The sequence below is a fragment of the Nibrella viscosa genome (assembly GCF_039541875.1).
Classification (GTDB): Bacteria; Bacteroidota; Bacteroidia; order Cytophagales; family Spirosomataceae; genus Nibrella; species Nibrella viscosa.
The window spans coordinates 1-21238 of sequence record NZ_BAABHB010000026.1; the positions used below are offsets into that span (position 1 = coordinate 1).

Here is a 21238-nt window from a genome sequence, read left to right on the forward strand (position 1 = left end):
GTCATCAACGTGGGCAGTGTAGCACCCAGCGCCAACCGCGACAACTACACCACGGCCCTGAACACGGCCGTGCAGATACCGGTACTGCTCAATGACCAGGCCAGAGGTACACTGCCCGCCAGCCTGACCAACGTCACGGCTCCGGTGCTGGTGAGCCAGCCGACCAACGGCAGTGTGGTGGTGAATGCCAATGGTACGATTACCTACACACCTGCCTTCGGCTTTGCCGGGGCGGATCAGTTCATCTACCGCATCTGTGATCGGGTAAATACCAGCCTGTGTGACACGGCCCTGGTGGTGGTCAATGTGGGCAGTGCGGCACCGGTAGCCAACCCGGATGTGGTGGCGGTGGCCTTCAACCAGCCGGTGACGGTGAACGTGCTGGCCAATGATGCCGACCGCAACGGCACCGTGCCGGTCACACTGGCTACGGTGACTACCCCGGTGATCCTGTCTCAGCCCGCCAGCGGCACGGCCGTGGTCAATGTCAACGGCAGTATAAGCTTCACGCCGGCCACCGGTTTTGCCGGCAGCACCACGCTGGTCTACCAGATCTGTGACCGGGTGAACACGGCCTTGTGTGACACGGCACGAGTAACCTTCAACGTGGGCAGTGCCCCCCCGGTGGCCAACCCCGACAGCTACACGCTGGGCTTCAACCAGACGCTGGCGTTGGCGGTGCTGGTCAATGACCTCAGCCGCACGGGTGCGCCGGCCAGTGTGAGCGGAGTGGCCAATGTGACCCTGCCCACGATTGTGACGCAGCCGACGGGCGGCACGGTGGTGGTGAATACCAATGGCACCATCAGCTATGATCCCAATGACACCTTCACGGGCAACGACAGCTTTGTCTACAGGATCTGTGATGTAGTCAATACCAGTTTGTGTGACACGGCGCTGGTGCGGATCAACGTGGGCAACGCCCCGGCACCGGTGGCCAATGCCGATGTAGTGACAGGCGTGCTGGGTCAGCCCGTGACCATAGCTGTGCTGAACAATGACCTGGCAGGTAACGGCCAGCCCGCCAGCCTCACCGGACCGCCGGCCGCCAACGTGACGGCTCCGGTAGTGGTGAGTGGTCCGGCTAACGGCACGGCCGTGGTGAACCCCGATGGTACGCTGACCTACACACCGGCTCTGGGCTTTGCCGGCAGTGACACGCTGGTCTACCGCATCTGCTCGGTGATCAGTCCCAGCGTCTGTGACACGGCCAGAGTAGTTATCAACGTACCCTCGGCCCCGCCGACAGCCAACCGCGACAATGCCACGACTACTTTCCAGCAGGCGGTGACCGTGCCGGTGCTGGTCAACGACACCGACCGGGCAGGCCGACCTGCCAGCCTGAGCACGGTGACCCTGCCCATCATTGTAGGTCCACCCGGCAACGGTACAGCAATAGTAAACTCAACAGGTTCGATTACCTACACACCCAATGCCGGCTTTGCAGGCAGTGACACGTTGTTCTACCGCATCTGTGACCGGGTGAACACCTTGTTGTGTGATTCGGCTTTGGTGGTCATCAACGTGGGCAGTGTAGCACCCAGCGCCAACCGCGACAACTACACCACGGCCCTGAACACGGCCGTGCAGATACCGGTGCTGCTCAATGACCAGGCCAGAGGTACGCTGCCCGCCAGCCTGATCAACGTCACGGCTCCGGTGCTGGTGAGCCAGCCGACCAACGGCAGTGTGGTGGTGAATGCCAATGGTACGATTACCTACACACCTGCCTTCGGCTTTGCCGGGGCGGATCAGTTCATCTACCGCATCTGTGATGTGGTGAATACAGTCTTGTGTGACACGGCCCTGGTGGTGGTCAATGTAGGCTCACAGGCACCAGTAGCCAACCCGGATGTGGTGGCGGTGGCCTTCAACCAGCCGGTGACGGTGAACGTGCTGGCCAATGATGCCGACCGCAACGGCACCGTACCGGCCACACTGGCTACGGTGACTACCCCGGTGATCCTGGCCCAGCCCGCCAGCGGCACGGCCGTGGTCAATGCCAACGGCAGTATCTCCTTCACGCCGGCTGTGGGCTTTGCGGGCAGCACCACGCTGGTCTACCAGATCTGTGACCGGGTGAACACGGCGCTGTGTGACACGGCCCGGGTGACTTTCAACGTGGGCAGTGCCCCGCCGGTGGCCAATCCCGACAGCTACACGCTGGGCTTTAACCAGACGCTGGCGTTGGCGGTGCTGAATAATGACTTCAGCCGCACGGGTGCGCCGGCTTCACTTACCTCAGTGACCCTGCCCACGATTGTTACTCAGCCAACAGGAGGTACGCTGTTGGTGAATGCCGATGGCACCATCAGCTATAATCCCAATGATACCTTCACGGGCAACGACAGCTTCGTCTATCAGATATGTGATGTGGTCAATACCAGCCTGTGCGATACAGCGCTGGTGCGCATCAACGTGGGTAATGCTCCGGCACCGGTGGCCAATGCCGATGTAGTGACAGGTGTGCTGGGTCAGCCCGTGACCATAGCTGTGCTGAACAATGACCTGGCAGGTAACGGCCAGCCCGCCAGCCTCACCGGACCGCCGGCCGCCAACGTGACGGCTCCGGTAGTGGTGAGTGGTCCGGCTAACGGCACGGCCGTGGTGAACCCCGATGGTACGCTGACCTACACACCGGCTCTGGGCTTTGCCGGCAGTGACACGCTGGTCTACCGCATCTGCTCGGTGATCAGTCCCAGCGTCTGTGACACGGCCAGAGTAGTTATCAACGTATCCTCGGCCCCGCCGACAGCCAACCGCGATGATGCTACGACCACCTTCCAGCAGGCGGTGACCGTGCCGGTGCTGCTGAATGATGGCGCACGGGGAGGCTTGCCAGCCAATCTGACGACGGTAACCGCACCACTTATCGTGGATCAGCCGAATAACGGTAAGGCGGTGGTGAACAGCACAGGTACGATCACGTATACCCCGAACGCCGGCTTTGCAGGCAGTGACACGCTGATTTACCGCATCTGTGATCGGGTGAACACCTTGTTGTGCGATTCGGCGCTGGTGGTATTTACAGTAGGCAGTCAGGCACCGGTAGCGAATCGGGATAATTACACCACAGCGTTCAACGCATCTGTGCAGATACCGGTACTCTTGAATGACCAGGGTCGGGGAGGTTTACCTGCTTCATTAACCAACGTAACGGTACCGGTCATTGTGGATCAACCGAATAGCGGTACTGTTACCGTGAACGCCGACGGCACCATTACCTACATACCGAACTTCGGCTTTGCCGGAACAGATAGTCTGATTTATCGCATCTGTGACCGGGTAAACCCAGTTCTTTGTGATACAGCGCTGGTGGTGGTGAATGTAGGTAGTTCGGCTCCGAATGCACATGCAGACTTTGCAACAACGGGCTTTGGGCAATCCGTGACAATACCGGTGCTGCTCAATGACCAGGATCGCAATAGCCAACCGGCCAGTCTGACTTCGGTGACGGCTCCGCTCCTCATCCGGCAACCGGCTAATGGTACGGCGGTAGTGAATGCTGATGGTACCATTACATACACACCAGGTGTCAACTTCGGAGGAGGAGACACCTTAGTGTACCAAATCTGTGATCGGGTCAACACCAGCCTGTGCGATACGGCCCGCGTGGTAATCAATGTGGCACAGGGTCAGGTAGCCCTCCGGGCCAGAGCTTATCTCCAGGGAGCACTGTTTGGTGTGTTCCTGCCGGATACGCTGATGCGCGATGATCTGCGTGCCCGAGGCTTCCTGCCGACGAGCAGCCCGTACATGTCGGCGAACGGATTTACGGCTGTGACCATGACGGGTAACGTGAATCCGTCGGTGTTCAGCGTAACCGGTCCGAACGCGATCGTTGACTGGGTGTTTGTCGAACTGCGGAATCCGGCCAATCCGACGCAGGTAGTTGATAGTCGCTCGGCCCTGATTCAGCGCGATGGGGATATTGTTGATCTGGATGGCGTATCGCCGGTACGGTTTAACAGTGCAACAGCGGCCAGCTACTACGTGGTGGTGAAGCACCGCAACCATCTGGGTGTGATGACCCAGACGGCTATACCGCTAAGCACGACCGGCACGGTAGTTGACTTCCGTCGTACCTCAACGCCGACCTACACCTACACGGGCACCACCAGCTATACGCAGGTGACCATTAATCAGGCTCAGGTAGTGGTTGAACAGGGCGTGGCGCTGTGGGCTGGTAATGCGCTGTACGACAATGATCCGGGTATACCGCACAACTTCGTGATCAATCAGGGTACCAACAACGATGTCAACGTGCTTTACCAGCAGGTGATCAACGCGCCGGGTAATATTTTTGTGACGCCGTTTTACCGGTTGAGAGGGTACTACAACGGGGATATTAATATGAACGGGGAGGTAATCTTCCAGGGTACGGGTAACGATGTCGAGTTCATTTACCAGAACGTCATCAAGAACCACCCAGGCAATGTGCTTCGTCAGCCGTTCTTTGTTATCCGTGAACAAATACCGTAGTGAGTATCAGTAGCGGGGGCGTGTCTCCCGCTGCTGATTATACCAGACTAAAAAGTTTGGCATTTTTTATGATAGAAGAGAGAGCCAGCCAAATTCTGGGATAATTAGCCTTTCCTGACTAGTCGAAATTTGTTGAACCACATAAAGAACAACCCGACCGAATTTCGTCAATATGCAATGATAGCGGCTGTGTAAATTGTACATAAAGGAGACAATTTCTTTCAGATCCAAATGTTTTTTGGATTAAATGAAGGTTTGTCGGTGGGCTGAAAAGGGGTCGGAACTCAATATGATTGAATATTTTGTATGACTTATCCGCTTGGTACACTTCTTGCCAATATGCAGGTTTGAAGTGTGACTATACATATTTCTTCTGCGACTATTAGCTGATGTTAAAAAAGTTTTTCAATGAAACACTTCTTCTTTTCGCTATTATCGGTAAGTATTTTGTTGGCAAGCCATGTTGGCTATAGTCAGCTGCTTATATCCCCCAACACCGTCAACTACCAGGTTACCTATAACCCGTTGACTAATCGTTATACGGCGTTTGTAATACCCAACTATAACGTACCTAATGCTAATAATCCCGGCTCTACCGAGCGGGGAAGTACAGCGCAATACACGCTGAAAGTACCCGCTCAATTTTTTATCCAGGACATTCAGGACATCCGGGGAACCTGGGAAAAGAACCCGCTGAAGTTAGGTCCGGGCCAGCCAGGTCAGAACTACACCGGGTTTAACCTGGACCCGGCCTTTAACTATTATGTCATTGGTAAAAGCTCTAACGAATCAGACTACGGACCGTTTCAGGCCGGCCAGCCGGTGGCGCTGTTCAGCTTCCGGGGAAACGGCTGTTTTGGTCCCATCAATCCTCTGCCGCCCAATGATCCATTTATTAATGCCGCCGACCAGCAATACGCATTTAACGTGGCTAATAGCTTCTATTCACGTTCGGGTCAGCCGGCGGGCGGTAACGTAGTACCTCTGGAGCAGTTTGTCAATATTACGGGGCCGGCGGCCGATTGCCGAAGTGTAATAGCCAATCCCGAGAGTACCACGACAATCTCGACAATAGCCGTAACTACTAATGTACTGGCTAACGACACCCGTAACGGACAGCCGGCTTCGCTGACCAACGTCTCTGCTCCCGTTATTACACAGCAACCTACGAACGGGACTGCCGTCGTAAATGCGAACGGCTCGATTACCTATCGCTCAAATGCCGGATTTACGGGCAATGACAGCTATATCTACCGCATCTGTTACGATACAGACCCAACTTTATGCGATACCGCCCTGGTGCGGATTACGGTGGTGCCGCCCCCGGCTCCGGTTGCTAGGCAGGATGTAGTTACGGGCGTATTGGGGCAGCCCACAACCATCAATATTTTTGCCAATGACCTGGGCGGGAATGGGCAGCCCGCTTCGTTAACCAACGTCACCACCCCGCTTATTGTCCGTCTGCCCAGCAGTGGCACGGCCGTTATCAATCCCGACGGCAGTATTACCTATACCCCGGCTTTCGGCTTTGCCGGTACGGATACGCTGGCGTATCAGATTTGCTCGACAATTACCACCACCATCTGCTCGACCGCCCTGGTTGTAGTGACGATACCATCCGCTCCGCCGACGGCCAACCGGGACAATGCCACCACGGCCTTTCAGCAGCCGGTGACCATTGTTATACTCTCTAATGATACTGACCGGGCCGGGCGACCTGCTGCATTAACCAACGTTACCGCCCCCATTATTGTCGGCCTGCCGAGGAATGGTACTGCCGTTATTAACAGCACCGGTACGCTCACATATACCCCTAACGCCGGTTTTGCCGGTAGCGATACCTTATTTTACCGTATCTGCGACCGAGTGAACCCGCTGCTATGTGATTCGGCACTGGTTGTTATCAATGTAGGCAGTGCTGCCCCAACGGCCAACCGCGATAATTATACGACTGCCCTGAACACAGCCGTGCAGATCCCTGTTTTACTGAATGACGTAAACCGGGCAGGGCAACCGGCCAATACCACCAATGTTACTGCGCCGGTTGTCAGCACACAACCAACGAACGGTAGCGTGATAGTGAACGCTAACGGCGTAATTACCTACACGCCGAATGCCGGGTTTGCGGGCACCGACCAGTTCATCTACCGTATCTGCGATGTGGTCAACACCAACCTCTGCGATACGGCCCTGGTCGTTGTCAACGTAACCAGTGCCGCTCCGGTTGCAAACCCGGATGTGGCTACAGTGACCTTCAACCAGCCTGCTACTGTAAACGTGCTGGCCAATGACCAGGATCGGAACGGCACCATACCCGCTACGTTAACCAATGTTACGACTCCCACTATTCTGGCGCAGCCGGCCAATGGTAGCGCTGTGGTGAATGCGAATGGTAGCATTACGTTTACACCTACACCTGGCTTCGCGGGCACGACTACGCTGATATATCAAATCTGTGACCGGGTGAACACGGCCTTGTGTGACACGGCCCTGGTGCGCTTCAACGTAGGCAGTGCGCCCCCGGTAGCCAATCCGGACAGTTACACGCTGGGCTTCAACCAGACGCTGGCTTTGGCGGTGCTGGTCAATGACCTCAGCCGCACGGGTGCGCCGGCCAGTGTGAGCGGAGTGGCCAATGTGACCCTGCCCACGATTGTTACTCAGCCAACAGGAGGTACGCTGTTGGTGAATGCCGATGGTACCATCACCTATAATCCCAATGATACCTTCACGGGCAATGATAGTTTTGTCTATCAGATCTGTGATGTGGTCAACACGAGTCTCTGTGACACGGCGCTGGTGCGCATCAATGTAGGGAATGCACCCGCACCGCAGCCCATCAATGATGTGGTGACAGGTAGCTTTGGTCAGCCCGTAACGGTGAGTCTGCTGAACAATGATCTGGCGGGTAATGGTCAGCCTGCTAATCTGACCAACGTAACGGCACCCACTATTGTGGCTCAACCCAACAATGGCACAGCCGTTATCAATCCAGACGGTACGGTTACCTACACGCCAGCCTTTGGCTTTGCCGGCAACGATACGCTGACGTATCAGATTTGCTCGACCATCAGTCCGAGTGTCTGTGCCACGGCACAGGTGATATTCAGGGTGCCCTCTGCGCCACCAACGGCAAACCGGGATAATGTAACAACCCTGTTCCAGCAGCCGGTGACCGTCCCGATACTGCTCAACGACACCGACCGGGCAGGCAGACCGGCTAGCCTGACCAACGTGACGGCCCCCATCATTGTAGGTCCACCCAGCAACGGTACAGCAGTGGTAAACAGTACCGGAACCATCACCTACACGCCCAATGCCGGTTTTGCCGGAAACGATACCTTATTTTATCGTATCTGCGATCCGGTGAACACATTATTGTGCGATTCGGCTCTCGTCGTATTTAATGTCGGGACAGTAGCGCCGGTAGCCAATCGGGATAATTACACCACGGCGCTGAATACGGCTATTCAGATACCGGTGCTGCTCAACGACCAGGCACGGGGGAATCAGCCGGCCAGTTTAACCAATGTAACCCTTCCGGTGCTGGTGGCGCAACCCGGCGGAGGTACGGTAGTAGTCAATGCCGATGGTACGATTACCTACACCCCTAACTTTGGGTTTGCCGGGGCCGACCAGTTCATCTACCGCATCTGTGATAGAGTCAACACCAGTTTATGTGACACCGCCCTGGTGGTGGTGAACGTGGGTAGTGCGGCTCCGAGGGCGAATCCGGATTTAGTTACTACAGCGTTTAATACATCTCTTGCAATTAATGTGCTGGCTAATGATTCCGATCGGAACGGCACCATTCCGGCTACACTTACAACCGTTACCACTCCAACCATTCTGGCGCAACCGACTAATGGTACCGCCGTGGTGAATGCCAACGGCACCATCAGTTTTACGCCTGCTACCGGTTTTGCCGGCTTAGATACCCTGGTGTATCAGATTTGTGACCGGGTGAACACCAGCCTGTGCGATACCGCCAGGGTTGTAATTCGGGTGGGAAGCCGGCCGGCAGTAGCGAACCCTGACAGCTACACCTTAGGCTTTAACCAGACATTGACCCTGGCGGTGCTGGCTAATGACCAGGACCGCAATGGCGCACCCGCCGACCTGACCAATGTGACCCTGCCCACGATTGTGACGCAGCCTACAGGAGGTACTCTGGTGGTCAATGCTGACGGCACGATCACCTATGATCCCAATGATACCTTTACGGGTAACGATGCCTTTATTTACCGCATCTGTGACCGGGTGGACCCCACCCAGTGCGATACGGCAATCGTACGCATTACCGTAGGGAATGCACCCGCACCGCAGCCTATCAATGATGTGGTGACGGGCAGCTTTGGTCAGCCCGTAACGGTGAGCCTGCTGGCTAACGACTTGGCGGGGAATGGGCAACCTGCTAATCTGACCAATGTGACGGCTCCGGTGGCGGTCTCAGGACCTAGCAACGGCACAGCCGTTATCAATCCAGACGGTACGGTTACCTATACGCCAGCCTTTGGCTTTGCCGGCAATGATACGCTGACGTATCAGATTTGTTCGACCATCAGCCCGAATGTGTGTGCCACCGCGCAGGTGGTATTCAGGGTACCTTCGGCACCGCCTACGGCTAATTTAGATGTGGTTTCAACCGCTTTCCAGCAGGCGGTGACCGTGCCGGTGCTGGTCAACGATACTGACCGGGCAAACCGACCGGCTAACCTGACTACCGTCACCCTGCCCATCATTGTGGGTCCGCCCGGCAATGGTACGGCAATAGTAAACTCAACGGGTTCGATTACCTACACACCCAATGCGGGTTTTGCCGGTAGTGACACGTTGTTCTACCGCATCTGTGACCGGGTGAATCCGCTGCTGTGTGATTCGGCGCTGGTGGTGATTAACGTAGGCAGTCAGGCACCGGTAGCCAATCGGGACAACTACACCACGGCCCTGAATACGGCCGTGCAGATACCGGTGCTGTTGAATGATACCGACCGGGGAGGCCCCGCCAGCCTGACCAATGTCACCGCTCCGGTGCTGGTGAGCCAGCCCACCAACGGTAGTACGGTGGTGAACGCTAATGGCACCATCACCTATACGCCCAACTTCGGCTTTGCCGGGGCCGACCAGTTCATCTACCGCATCTGTGATAGAGTCAACACCAGTTTATGCGACACCGCCCTGGTAGTGGTGAATGTAGGCAGTGCAGCACCGAGAGCCAACCCAGACCTGGTAACTGTAAACTTCAACCAGCCGGTGACGGTGAACGTGCTGGCCAATGATGCCGACCGCAACGGCACCGTACCGGCCACACTGGCTACGGTGACTACCCCGGTGATCCTGGCCCAGCCCGCCAACGGCACGGCCGTGGTCAATGCCAACGGCAGCATCAGCTTCACGCCGGCTGTGGGCTTTGCGGGCAGCACCACGCTGGTGTATCAAATCTGTGACCGGGTGAACACGGCCTTGTGCGACACGGCCCTGGTGACCTTCAGTGTGGGCAGTGCCCCGCCGGTGGCCAATCCCGACAGCTACACGCTGGGCTTCAACCAGACGCTGGCTTTGGCGGTGCTGGCCAATGACCTCAGCCGCACGGGTGCACCGGCCAGCCTGACCGGAGTGGCCAATGTGACCCTGCCCACGATTGTGACCCAGCCAACGGGTGGTACGGTGGTAGTGAATGCCAATGGCACCATCACCTATGATCCCAATGACACCTTCACGGGTAGCGATGCCTTCATCTACCGCATCTGTGATGTGGTTAACACCAGCCTGTGCGATACAGCTATCGTGCGCATCAATGTCGGCAACGCCCCGGCCCCAACGGCAAACACGGATGTGGTGGTGGGCAGCTTTGGCCAGACGGTGACGGTGAGTCTGCTGGGCAATGACCTGGCCGGCAACGGGCAGCCCGCCAGCCTCACCAACGTCACCTTACCGGTGCTGGTGAGTGGTCCGGCCAACGGCACGGCCACCATCAACCCTGATGGGACGCTGACGTTTACGCCGGCTGTGGGCTTTGCGGGTCCGGACACGCTGGTCTACCGCATCTGCTCGGTGATCAGTCCCAGTGTGTGTGACACGGCCCGCATCATCATCAACGTACCCTCGGCCCCGCCTACGGCGAATCTGGACATTGCCACCACAGCTTTCCAGCAGGCGGTGACCATACCGATACTGCTCAACGACACCGACCGGGCAAACCGACCGGCTAGTCTGACCACAGTTACGCTGCCCATCATTGTGGGTCCGCCCGGCAACGGTACAGCACGGGTGAACAGCACGGGCAGCATCACCTACACGCCCAATGCCGGTTTTGCCGGTAGTGACACGTTGTTCTACCGCATCTGCGACCGGGTGAATCCGCTGCTGTGCGATTCGGCGCTGGTGGTGGTGAATGTAGGCAGTCAGGCACCAGTGGCCAATCGGGACAACTACACCACGGCGCTGAATACGGCTATTCAGATACCGGTGCTGTTGAACGACACCGACCGGGGAGGCCCCGCCAGTCTGACCAATGTAACCGCTCCGGTGTTAATGAGCCAGCCCACCAACGGCAGTGTGGTGGTCAATGCCAATGGTACCATCACCTATACGCCCAACTTCGGCTTTGCCGGGGCCGACCAGTTCATCTACCGCATCTGTGATAGAGTCAACACCAGTTTATGCGACACCGCCCTGGTAGTGGTGAATGTAGGCAGTGCAGCACCGAGAGCCAACCCAGACCTGGTAACTGTAAACTTCAACCAGCCGGTGACGGTGAACGTGCTGGCCAATGATGCCGACCGCAACGGCACCGTACCGGCCACACTGGCTACGGTGACTACCCCGGTGATCCTGGCCCAGCCCGCCAACGGCACGGCCGTGGTCAATGCCAACGGCAGCATCAGCTTCACGCCGGCTGTGGGCTTTGCGGGCAGCACCACGCTGGTGTATCAAATCTGTGACCGGGTGAACACGGCCTTGTGCGACACGGCCCGGGTGACCTTCAACGTGGGCAGTGCCCCGCCGGTGGCCAATCCCGACAGTTACACGCTGGGCTTCAACCAGACGCTGGCGTTGGCGGTGCTGGCCAATGACCTCAGTCGCACGGGTGCGCCGGCCAGCCTGACCGGAGTGGCCAATGTGACCCTGCCCACGATCACCGCTCAACCTGCTAATGGCACCGTGGTGGTGAATGCCAATGGCACCATCACCTATGATCCCAATGACACCTTCACGGGTAGCGATGCCTTCATCTACCGCATCTGTGATGTGGTCAACACCAGCCTGTGCGATACAGCTATCGTGCGCATCAATGTCGGCAACGCCCCGGCCCCAACGGCAAACACGGATGTGGTAGTGGGCAGCTTTGGCCAGACGGTGACAGTGAGTCTGCTGGGCAATGACCTGGCCGGCAACGGGCAGCCCGCCAGCCTCACCAACGTCACCTTACCGGTAGTGGTGAGTGGTCCGGCTAACGGCACGGCCACCATCAACCCTGATGGGACGCTGACCTTTACGCCGGCTTTGGGCTTTGCGGGTCCGGACACGCTGGTCTACCGCATCTGCTCGGTGATCAGCCCCAGTGTGTGTGACACGGCCCGCATCATCATCAACGTACCCTCGGCCCCGCCTACGGCGAATCTGGACGTTGCCACCACAGCTTTCCAGCAGGCGGTGACCATACCGATACTGCTCAACGACACCGACCGGGCAAACCGACCGGCTAGTCTGAGCACGGTAACTTTGCCCATCATTGTAGGTCCACCCGGCAACGGTACAGCACGGGTGAACAGCACGGGTAGCATCACCTACACGCCCAATGCGGGTTTTGCCGGTAGTGACACCCTGTTCTACCGCATCTGTGACCGGGTGAACACCTTGTTGTGCGATTCGGCGCTGGTGGTGGTGAATGTAGGCAGTCAGGCACCAGTGGCCAATCGGGACAACTACACCACGGCGCTGAATACGGCCGTACAGATACCGGTGCTGCTGAACGACACCGACCGGGGAGGCCCCGCCAGTCTGACCAATGTTACCGCTCCGGTAATTGTTACGCAACCCACAGATGGAGCCGTAACCGTGAATGCCAATGGTACCATCACCTATACACCATTCAATGCTTTTGCCGGCGCCGACCAGTTCATCTACCGCATCTGCGACCGGGTGAACCAGGCATTATGCGACACCGCCCTGGTAGTGGTGAATGTAGGCAGTGCAGCACCGAGAGCCAATCCAGACCTGGTAACTGTAAATTTCAACCAGCCCACTACGGTGAATGTGCTGGCCAATGATGCCGACCGCACCGGTAGCATACCCGCCAGTCTGACCAGCGTCACTGCTCCGGTGATTCTGGTGCAGCCCACCAGCGGCACAGCCGCGGTGAACGCCAACGGCAGTATCACCTTCACGCCGGCCACCGGTTTTGCGGGCAGCACCACGCTGGTGTATCAAATCTGTGACCGGGTGAACACGGCCTTGTGCGACACGGCCCGGGTGACCTTCAACGTGGGCAGTGCCCCGCCGGTGGCCAATCCCGACAGCTACACGCTGGGCTTTAACCAGACGCTGGCTTTGGCGGTGCTGGCCAATGACCTCAGCCGCACGGGTGCGCCGGCCAGCCTGACCGGAGTGGCCAATGTGACCCTGCCCACGATCACCGCTCAACCCGCTAATGGCACCGTGGTAGTGAATGCCAATGGCACCATCACCTATGATCCCAATGACACCTTCACGGGTAGCGATGCCTTCATCTACCGCATCTGTGATGTGGTCAACACCAGCCTGTGCGATACAGCTATCGTGCGCATCAATGTCGGCAACGCCCCGGCCCCAACGGCAAACACGGATGTGGTAGTGGGCAGCTTTGGCCAGACGGTGACAGTGAGTCTGCTGGGCAATGACCTGGCCGGCAACGGGCAGCCCGCCAGCCTCACCAACGTCACCTTACCGGTAGTGGTGAGTGGTCCGGCCAACGGCACGGCCACCATCAACCCTGATGGGACGCTGACCTTTACGCCGGCTTTGGGCTTTGCGGGTCCGGACACGCTGGTCTACCGCATCTGCTCGGTGATCAGTCCCAGTGTGTGTGACACGGCCCGCATCATCATCAACGTACCCTCGGCTCCGCCTACGGCGAATCTGGACGTTGCCACCACAGCTTTCCAGCAACCGGTAACCATACCGATACTGCTCAACGACACCGACCGGGCAAACCGACCGGCTAGTCTGAGCACGGTAACTTTGCCCATCATTGTAGGTCCACCCGGCAACGGTACAGCACGGGTGAACAGCACGGGTAGCATCACCTACACGCCCAATGCCGGTTTTGCCGGTAGTGACACGTTGTTCTACCGCATCTGTGACCGGGTGAACACCTTGTTGTGCGATTCGGCGCTGGTGGTGGTGAATGTAGGCAGTCAGGCACCGGTAGCGAACCGGGATAACTACACCACGGCGCTGAATATGGCCGTACAGATACCGGTGCTGCTGAACGACACCGACCGGGGAGGCCCCGCCAGCCTGACCAATGTAACGGCACCGGTGCTGGTGAGCCAGCCCACCAACGGCAGTGTGGTGGTGAATGCCGATGGTACCATCACCTATACGCCCAACTTCGGCTTTGCCGGAGCCGACCAGTTCATCTACCGCATCTGCGATCGGGTGAACCAGGCATTATGCGACACCGCCCTGGTAGTTATTACTACCGGTAGCGCAGCGCCAAGAGCCAATCCGGATTTGGTCACGACGACGTTTAATAATCCGTTGACGATAAATGTGCTGAACAATGATTCTGACCGCAACGGCACCGTACCGGCTACCCTGGCTACGGTAACGGTTCCGATAATTCTCAGCCAGCCAGCCAGTGGTACGGCCGTGGTCAATGCTAACGGCACCATCACCTTTACGCCGGTAACTGGTTTCGCCGGTAATGATACCTTAATCTACCAGATCTGTGATCGGGTGAACACCAGCCTGTGCGACACGGCACGGGTAGTGATTCGGGTACAGTCGGGACCGCCGGTGGCCAATCCCGACAGCTACACGCTGGGCTTCAACCAGACGCTGGCGCTGAATGTACTGGCTAATGACCTCAGCCGTACAGGGGCTCCGGCTTCGCTGACCAATGTGACTCTGCCGGTGGTACTAAGTGGCCCTAATAATGGAGTGGTAACCATTAATCCGAATGGCAGCATCACCTATAATCCAAATGATACCTTCACGGGTAACGACCAGTTTGTGTATCAAATCTGTGATGTGGTTGACCCGACCCGCTGCGACACGGCCCTGGTACGTATTAATGTAGGTAATGCACCGGCACCAACCGCGACACAGGATGTAGTTGCCGGTTCATTCGGCCAATCTATTACGATAAACCTGTTGGGTAATGACTTGGCTGGTAACGGGCAACCCGCTAACCTGACCAACGTAACGGCTCCGGTGCTAATCTCCGGACCGGCAAATGGCACGGCTACGATAAATCCGGATGGGACGCTGACGTTTACCCCGGCCCCAGGTTTTGCCGGATCGGATACGTTAGTCTATCAGATATGTTCGACGATAAGTCCGAATGTGTGTTCTACGGCCCGAATTATCATCAACGTGCAGTCGGCACCGCCTACGGCGAATCTGGACATTGCCACCACAGCTTTCCAGCAGTCGGTAACCATACCGATTTTGCTGAATGACACCGACCGGGCAAACCGACCGGCTAGTCTGACCACAGTTACGCTGCCCATTATTGTTGGACCGCCCAGCAACGGTACGGCACGGGTGAACAGCACGGGTAGCATCACCTACACGCCCAATGCCGGTTTTGCCGGTAGTGACACGTTGTTCTACCGCATCTGTGACCGGGTGAACACCTTGTTGTGTGACTCAGCGCTGGTGGTGGTGAATGTAGGCAGTCAGGCACCGGTAGCGAACCGGGACAACTACACCACGGCGCTGAATACGGCTATTCAGATACCGGTGCTGTTGAACGACACCGACCGGGGAGGCCCCGCCAGTCTGACCAATGTCACCGCTCCGGTGTTGGTGAGCCAGCCCTCCAATGGCAGTGTGGTGGTGAATGTTGATGGTACCATCACTTATACGCCCAACTTCAGCTTTGCCGGCGCCGACCAGTTCATCTACCGCATCTGTGACCGGGTGAATCAGGCCCTGTGTGATACCGCGCTGGTGGTCGTTACTACCGGTAGTGCGGCTCCAAGAGCTAATCCGGATGTAGTAGCGGTTACCTTCAATCAGCCTACAACCGTCAACGTGCTGGCTAACGATGCCGACCGCACGGGCAGCATACCGGCCAGTCTGAGCAGCGTAACGGCTCCGGTAATTCTGGCCCAGCCTGCCAACGGCACCGCCGTGGTCAACCCGGATGGCAGTATCACCTTCACACCAGCCCCAGGCTTTGCCGGTAGCACATTGCTGGTCTACCAGATTTGTGACCGGGTCAATACCAGCTTGTGTGACACGGCCAGGCTGACCTTCAACGTAGGCAGCGCCCCGCCGGTGGCCAATCCCGACAGCTACATGCTGGGCTTCAACCAGACGCTGGCGCTGAACGTGCTGGCCAATGACCTCAGCCGCACGGGGGCGCCGGCGAGTCTAACCAGTGTGACTGTACCCACCATTGTCACCCAACCAACGGGCGGTACGGTGGTAGTGAATGCCAATGGTACCATCACCTATGATCCCAATGATACCTTCACAGGTAATGATAGCTTCATCTACCGCATCTGTGATGTGGTGAATACGAGTCTATGTGATACGGCTATTGTCCGGATCAACGTGAGCAACGCACCAGCCCCACGGGCTACGCAGGATGTTGTGACGGGTGTCTTCGGGGAGCCGCTGACGGTGAATGCCCTGAGTAATGACCTGGCAGGCAATGGTCAGCCCGCCAGCCTTACCAATGTGACACCGCCGGTAGTTGTCTCCGGTCCGGCTAACGGCACGGCGGTGGTGAATCCCGACGGCACCGTCACCTACAGACCGGCGCTGGGCTTTGCGGGTAGCGATACGTTAGTGTACCGGATCTGCTCTGTTATCAGTCCGAATGTTTGTGACACAACCCGGATTATATTCAACATACCATCGGCACCGCCGGTGGCAAACCGGGATGTGGTTACGACAAACTTCCAGCAGGCTGTCACTATACCGGTACTGCTGAATGATACCGATAAAGCAGGCCGGCCCGCGAATCTGACAAATGTGACCGCGCCAATTATTGTAGGTCCGCCTAGTAATGGTACTGCCATCGTCAATAGCACCGGCTCCATTACCTACACACCCAATGCAGGCTTCGCCGGCAGTGATACCCTGTTCTACCGCATCTGTGATCGGGTCAATCCACTCCTGTGTGATTCGGCGCTGGTAATCGTAAATGTAGGCAGTACGGCTCCGGTAGCGAACCGTGACAATTACACCACGGCATTCAACCAGCCGGTTACCGTACCAATCCTGCTGAATGATACTGGCAGAGGAGGGGCACCGGCTTCGCTGACCGGTCCGCCGGCCGCGAATGTGACCACGCCGGTGATTGTAGACCAGTTTAATAATGGTACGGGTGTTATCAACGCCAATGGTACGCTGACCTACACACCAAATACAGGCTTTGCCGGCAGCGACACCTTAATCTATCGGATCTGCGACCGGGTTAATCAGGCGTTGTGTGATACGGCGCTGGTGGTCATCGGGGTAGGTAGTGGTGCGCCAAGGGCGAATCCGGACATCATTACTACGGCCTTCAACACAACGATTACCTTTGGTATTCTGGCCAACGATCAGAGCCGTACGGGCGCTCCGGCCAACCTGACCGGACCGCCGGCCGCCAACGTAACGGCACCGACCATTCTGGCCCAGCCCACCAACGGCACAGCAACCATTAATGCCAATGGCACGCTGAGCTACCGACCGGCCACCGGCTTTGCCGGGCTCGATACGCTGGTATACCAGATTTGTGATGTGGTGAACCGGAGTCTATGCGATACGGCACGCGTGATTATCAGCGTTCAGTCGGCACCACCGGTGGCCAATCCCGACAGCTATACGCTGGGCTTCAACCAGACGCTGGCCCTGAATGTACTGGCTAATGACCTGAGTCGTACGGGTGCTCCGGCTTCGTTGACCGGACCGCCGGCCGCGAATATAACCTTACCGGTAGTTACGTTCCCGCCGACGAATGGTACGGTGGTGGTGAATGCCAATGGGACCATTACCTATGATCCTAATGATACCTTCACCGGTAACGATGCCTTCATCTACCGCATTTGTGATGCAGTTGACCCAAGTAAGTGTGACACCGCTATTGTACGAATCAATGTCAGCAACGCCCCTGCCCCAAGGGCTACGCAGGATGTGGTAGCAGGGGCATTAGGTCAACCAGTGACTGTCAGTGTTCTGTTGAATGATTTGGCAGGTAACGGCCAGCCGGCTAATCTGACCGGACCGCCGGCCGCCAACGTAACACCGCCGGTGGTAGTGTCTGGCCCAGCCAACGGTACGGCAATAGCGAATCCGGACGGGACCATCACGTATACCCCGGCAGTAGGTTTTGCCGGTAGTGATACACTGGTGTACCGCATCTGCTCGACCATTAGTCCGAGTGTATGTGATACGGCCAGGATCATTATCAACGTACCGTCGGCACCACCGGTAGCCAACCGGGATAATGCCACGACTACGTTCCAGCAGGAGGTAACCATACCGGTGCTGCTCAACGACACCGACCGCGCTAACCGACCGGCCAGTCTGACTACGGTGACACTGCCGCTCATCACCCAGCAACCAATTAATGGTACGGCACGGGTTAATTCTACGGGCAGCATCACCTACACACCGAATCCCGGCTTTGCCGGCACCGACCAACTCATCTACCGGATTTGCGACCAGGTGAATCAGACCCTGTGCGATACGGCTCTGGTTGTTATCAATGTGGGAAGTGCAGCTCCGGTGGCGAACCGCGACAACTATACCACCACGCTGAACACACCGGTCACGGTGCCCATCCTGCTAAATGACTTAGGTCGTGGCGGGTTCCCGGCCAGTCTGACCGGATCGCCGGCCGCCACCGTAACAACTCCGGTGATTGTCGATCAGTTCAATAACGGTACGGGTGTTATCAATGCCAATGGTACGCTGACCTACACGCCGAATACAGGCTTTGCCGGTGCAGATACCCTGATCTACCGCATCTGCGACCAGATCAACACTGCTTTGTGCGATACGGCACTGGTAGTCATTAATGTGGGCAGTGCTGCTCCGAGAGCCAATCCGGACTTTGCTTCGACCGGCTTCCAGACTCCGGTTACCATTCCGGTGCTGCTGAATGACCAGGACCGGAATAACCAGCCGGCCAGCACGACCAACGTCACCGGGCCGGTAGTGATCCGGCAGCCGCTGAACGGTACGGCAATAGTGACGGCTAATGGCTCAATCATCTATACTCCGCGTACTGGCTTCGGTGGTAACGACACACTGGTCTACCAGATCTGCGATCGGGTGAATACCTCGCTGTGCGACACGGCACGTGTAGTGATCAGTGTAGCTCAGGGTCAGGTAACGCTGCTGGCAAAAGCTTACCTGCAAGGGTCTCTCTTTGGGGTATTCCTGCCGGATACACTGATGCGCGACGATCTGCGCGTTAAAGGGCTTCTGCCGACTACAAGCCCGTATACGCCAGCCAACGGCTTTACCGCGCTGACCGTTACGGGTACAGTGAATCCGTCGGTGTTCAGCGTAACCGGTCCGAATGCGATTGTCGACTGGGTGTTTGTTGAACTGCGCAGTCCGTCCGATCCGACGCAGGTTGTCGATAGCCGCTCGGCACTAATCCAGCGCGATGGCGACATTGTAGACCTGGATGGCGTATCGTCGGTACGGTTTAACAGCGCAACGGCAGCTAATTATTACGTGGTGGTGAAGCACCGTAACCACCTGGGAGCGATGACGCAGACGGCTATCCCGCTGACCACTACGGGTACGGTAGTTGACTTCCGCAGAGCATCGATGCCGACCTTTACGTTCAGTAACACGGCGCTGGATCAGGCGCAGGTGGTAGTTGAACAGGGCCGTGCGCTGTGGGCTGGAAATTCACTACGAGAGAACCTGCCGTCAATACCGCACGAGTTTGTCACCTACCAGGGCACAGAAAACGACATAAATGTTATATATCAGCAAGTTATTAATGCGCCAGGCAACGTATTTAACACACCTTTCTATAAATTGCGTGGGTACTTCACTGGTGACATTAATATGAATGGAGAGGTGATATTCCAGGGTACGGGTAATGATGTTGAGTTCATTTACCAGAATGTTATCAAAAACCATCCTGGTAATACGCTGGTGCAGCCGTTCTTTAGAATACGTGAACAAATACCTTGATAGAGCAAGGGTAGGGCCGGTTGGTCCCACCTCCTGCTCTACCTAATTCTTAAAACAGGATAACAATGAAGCACATGTTACGTTTAGCACTTTGGCTGGGATTATTGTTGACCAGCTGGATTGGGTATAGCCAGCAGTTGTCGCCTAACACGGTCAACTATCGGGTGACCTATGATGCGACTAGTAACCGGTACACTGCGTTTGTCATTCCCAATTACAACGTACCCAATGCCAATAACACAGGCACAACAGAACGGGGAGGTACAGCCCAGTATACCCTGAAAGTGCCCGCCCAGTTTGTGGTCCAGGACATCCAGGATATACGGGGTACCTGGGAGAAGAACCCATTGAAATTAGGACCGGGTCAGCCAAACCAGGATTTCAGTGGTACCGGACTCGACCCGGCTTTTGCCTATTATGTTATTGGCAAGAGTCCATCCGAAACGGATTACGGCTCCTTTCAGTCTGGTACACCGGTAGCCCTGTTTTCATTTGCCGGAAATGGCTGTTTTGGACCCATCAGTCCTCTACCCCCCACTGATCCTTTTATAGCCGCTGCCGACCAGCGTTTTTCGCTGAACGTTGGCAATAGTTTCTACTCGCGCTCAGGGCAGCCGGCAGGGGGAAACGTTGTTCCTCTGGAGCAGTTTGTGAATATTACGGGACCGGCGGCTAACTGCTTGCCTGGTGTCGTGGCTACTCCCGATAACGCTACCACCACTGCGGGAACGCTGGTGGTGATTCCTATTTTGACAAATGACTTTTTTAATGGCGGTCCAGCCAGCACTACAAACGTAACAGCCAGTATTACGGGACCACCTGCCAGCGGCACGGCGGTGGTGAACCCCAATGGTACCGTAAACTTTACACCGGCACCGGGTTTCAGCGGCCCAGTTTCGTTCACCTACACCATCTGTTCGATTGCCACACCGGTGCAGTGTGCTTCCGCGGTAGTGAACGTAACGGTGGTGCCGGTGACACCACCCACCAGCACGGTCGCTAATCCGGACAATGCCACCACCACAGCGGGTACAGCAGTGAACATTCCCATTCTGGCCAACGATACCCGCAACGGAGGCCCGGCCAGCACCACCAATGTGACACCAACTATCACCGGAGCGCCTGCCAATGGCACGGCGGTGGTGAATGCCAATGGTACAGTAACGTTTACGCCGGCTCCCGGTTTCAGCGGCCCAGTTTCGTTCACCTATACCATCTGTTCGATTGCCACACCGGTGCAGTGTGCTTCCGCGGTAGTGAGCGTGACGGTGGTGCCGGTGACACCACCCACCAGCACGGTCGCTAATCCGGACAATGCCACCACCACAGCGGGTACAGCAGTGAACATTCCCATTCTGGCCAACGATACCCGCAACGGAGGCCCGGCCAGCAC

Annotated in this window: 3 protein-coding genes; all 3 read left to right on the plus strand. The window is 57.0% G+C overall.

Annotation, left to right across the window (positions count from 1 at the left end; genetic code table 11):
• Window positions 1-4482, plus strand: a 4482-nt coding sequence (locus ABD931_RS28695; RefSeq protein ID WP_345271546.1) for an Ig-like domain-containing protein, incomplete at its 5' end; no start/stop codon positions are given.
• A gap of 408 nt (window positions 4483-4890) precedes the next feature.
• Window positions 4891-19845 carry an Ig-like domain-containing protein gene (locus ABD931_RS28700; RefSeq protein ID WP_345271548.1) on the plus strand — a complete coding sequence of 4985 codons (14955 nt, stop codon included), beginning with the start codon at window positions 4891-4893 and terminating at the stop codon, window positions 19843-19845.
• Window positions 19846-19919: 74 nt separating this feature from the next.
• A partial coding sequence (locus ABD931_RS28705; RefSeq protein WP_345271549.1) for an Ig-like domain-containing protein occupies window positions 19920-21238 on the plus strand: 1319 nt, incomplete at its 3' end.

What these genes read in the sequence shown, in the direction of transcription:
- ABD931_RS28700 (WP_345271548.1), top strand. Translation starts at nt 4,891, where the DNA reads ATGAAACACTTCTTCTTTTCGCTATTATCGGTAAGTATTTTGTTGGCA.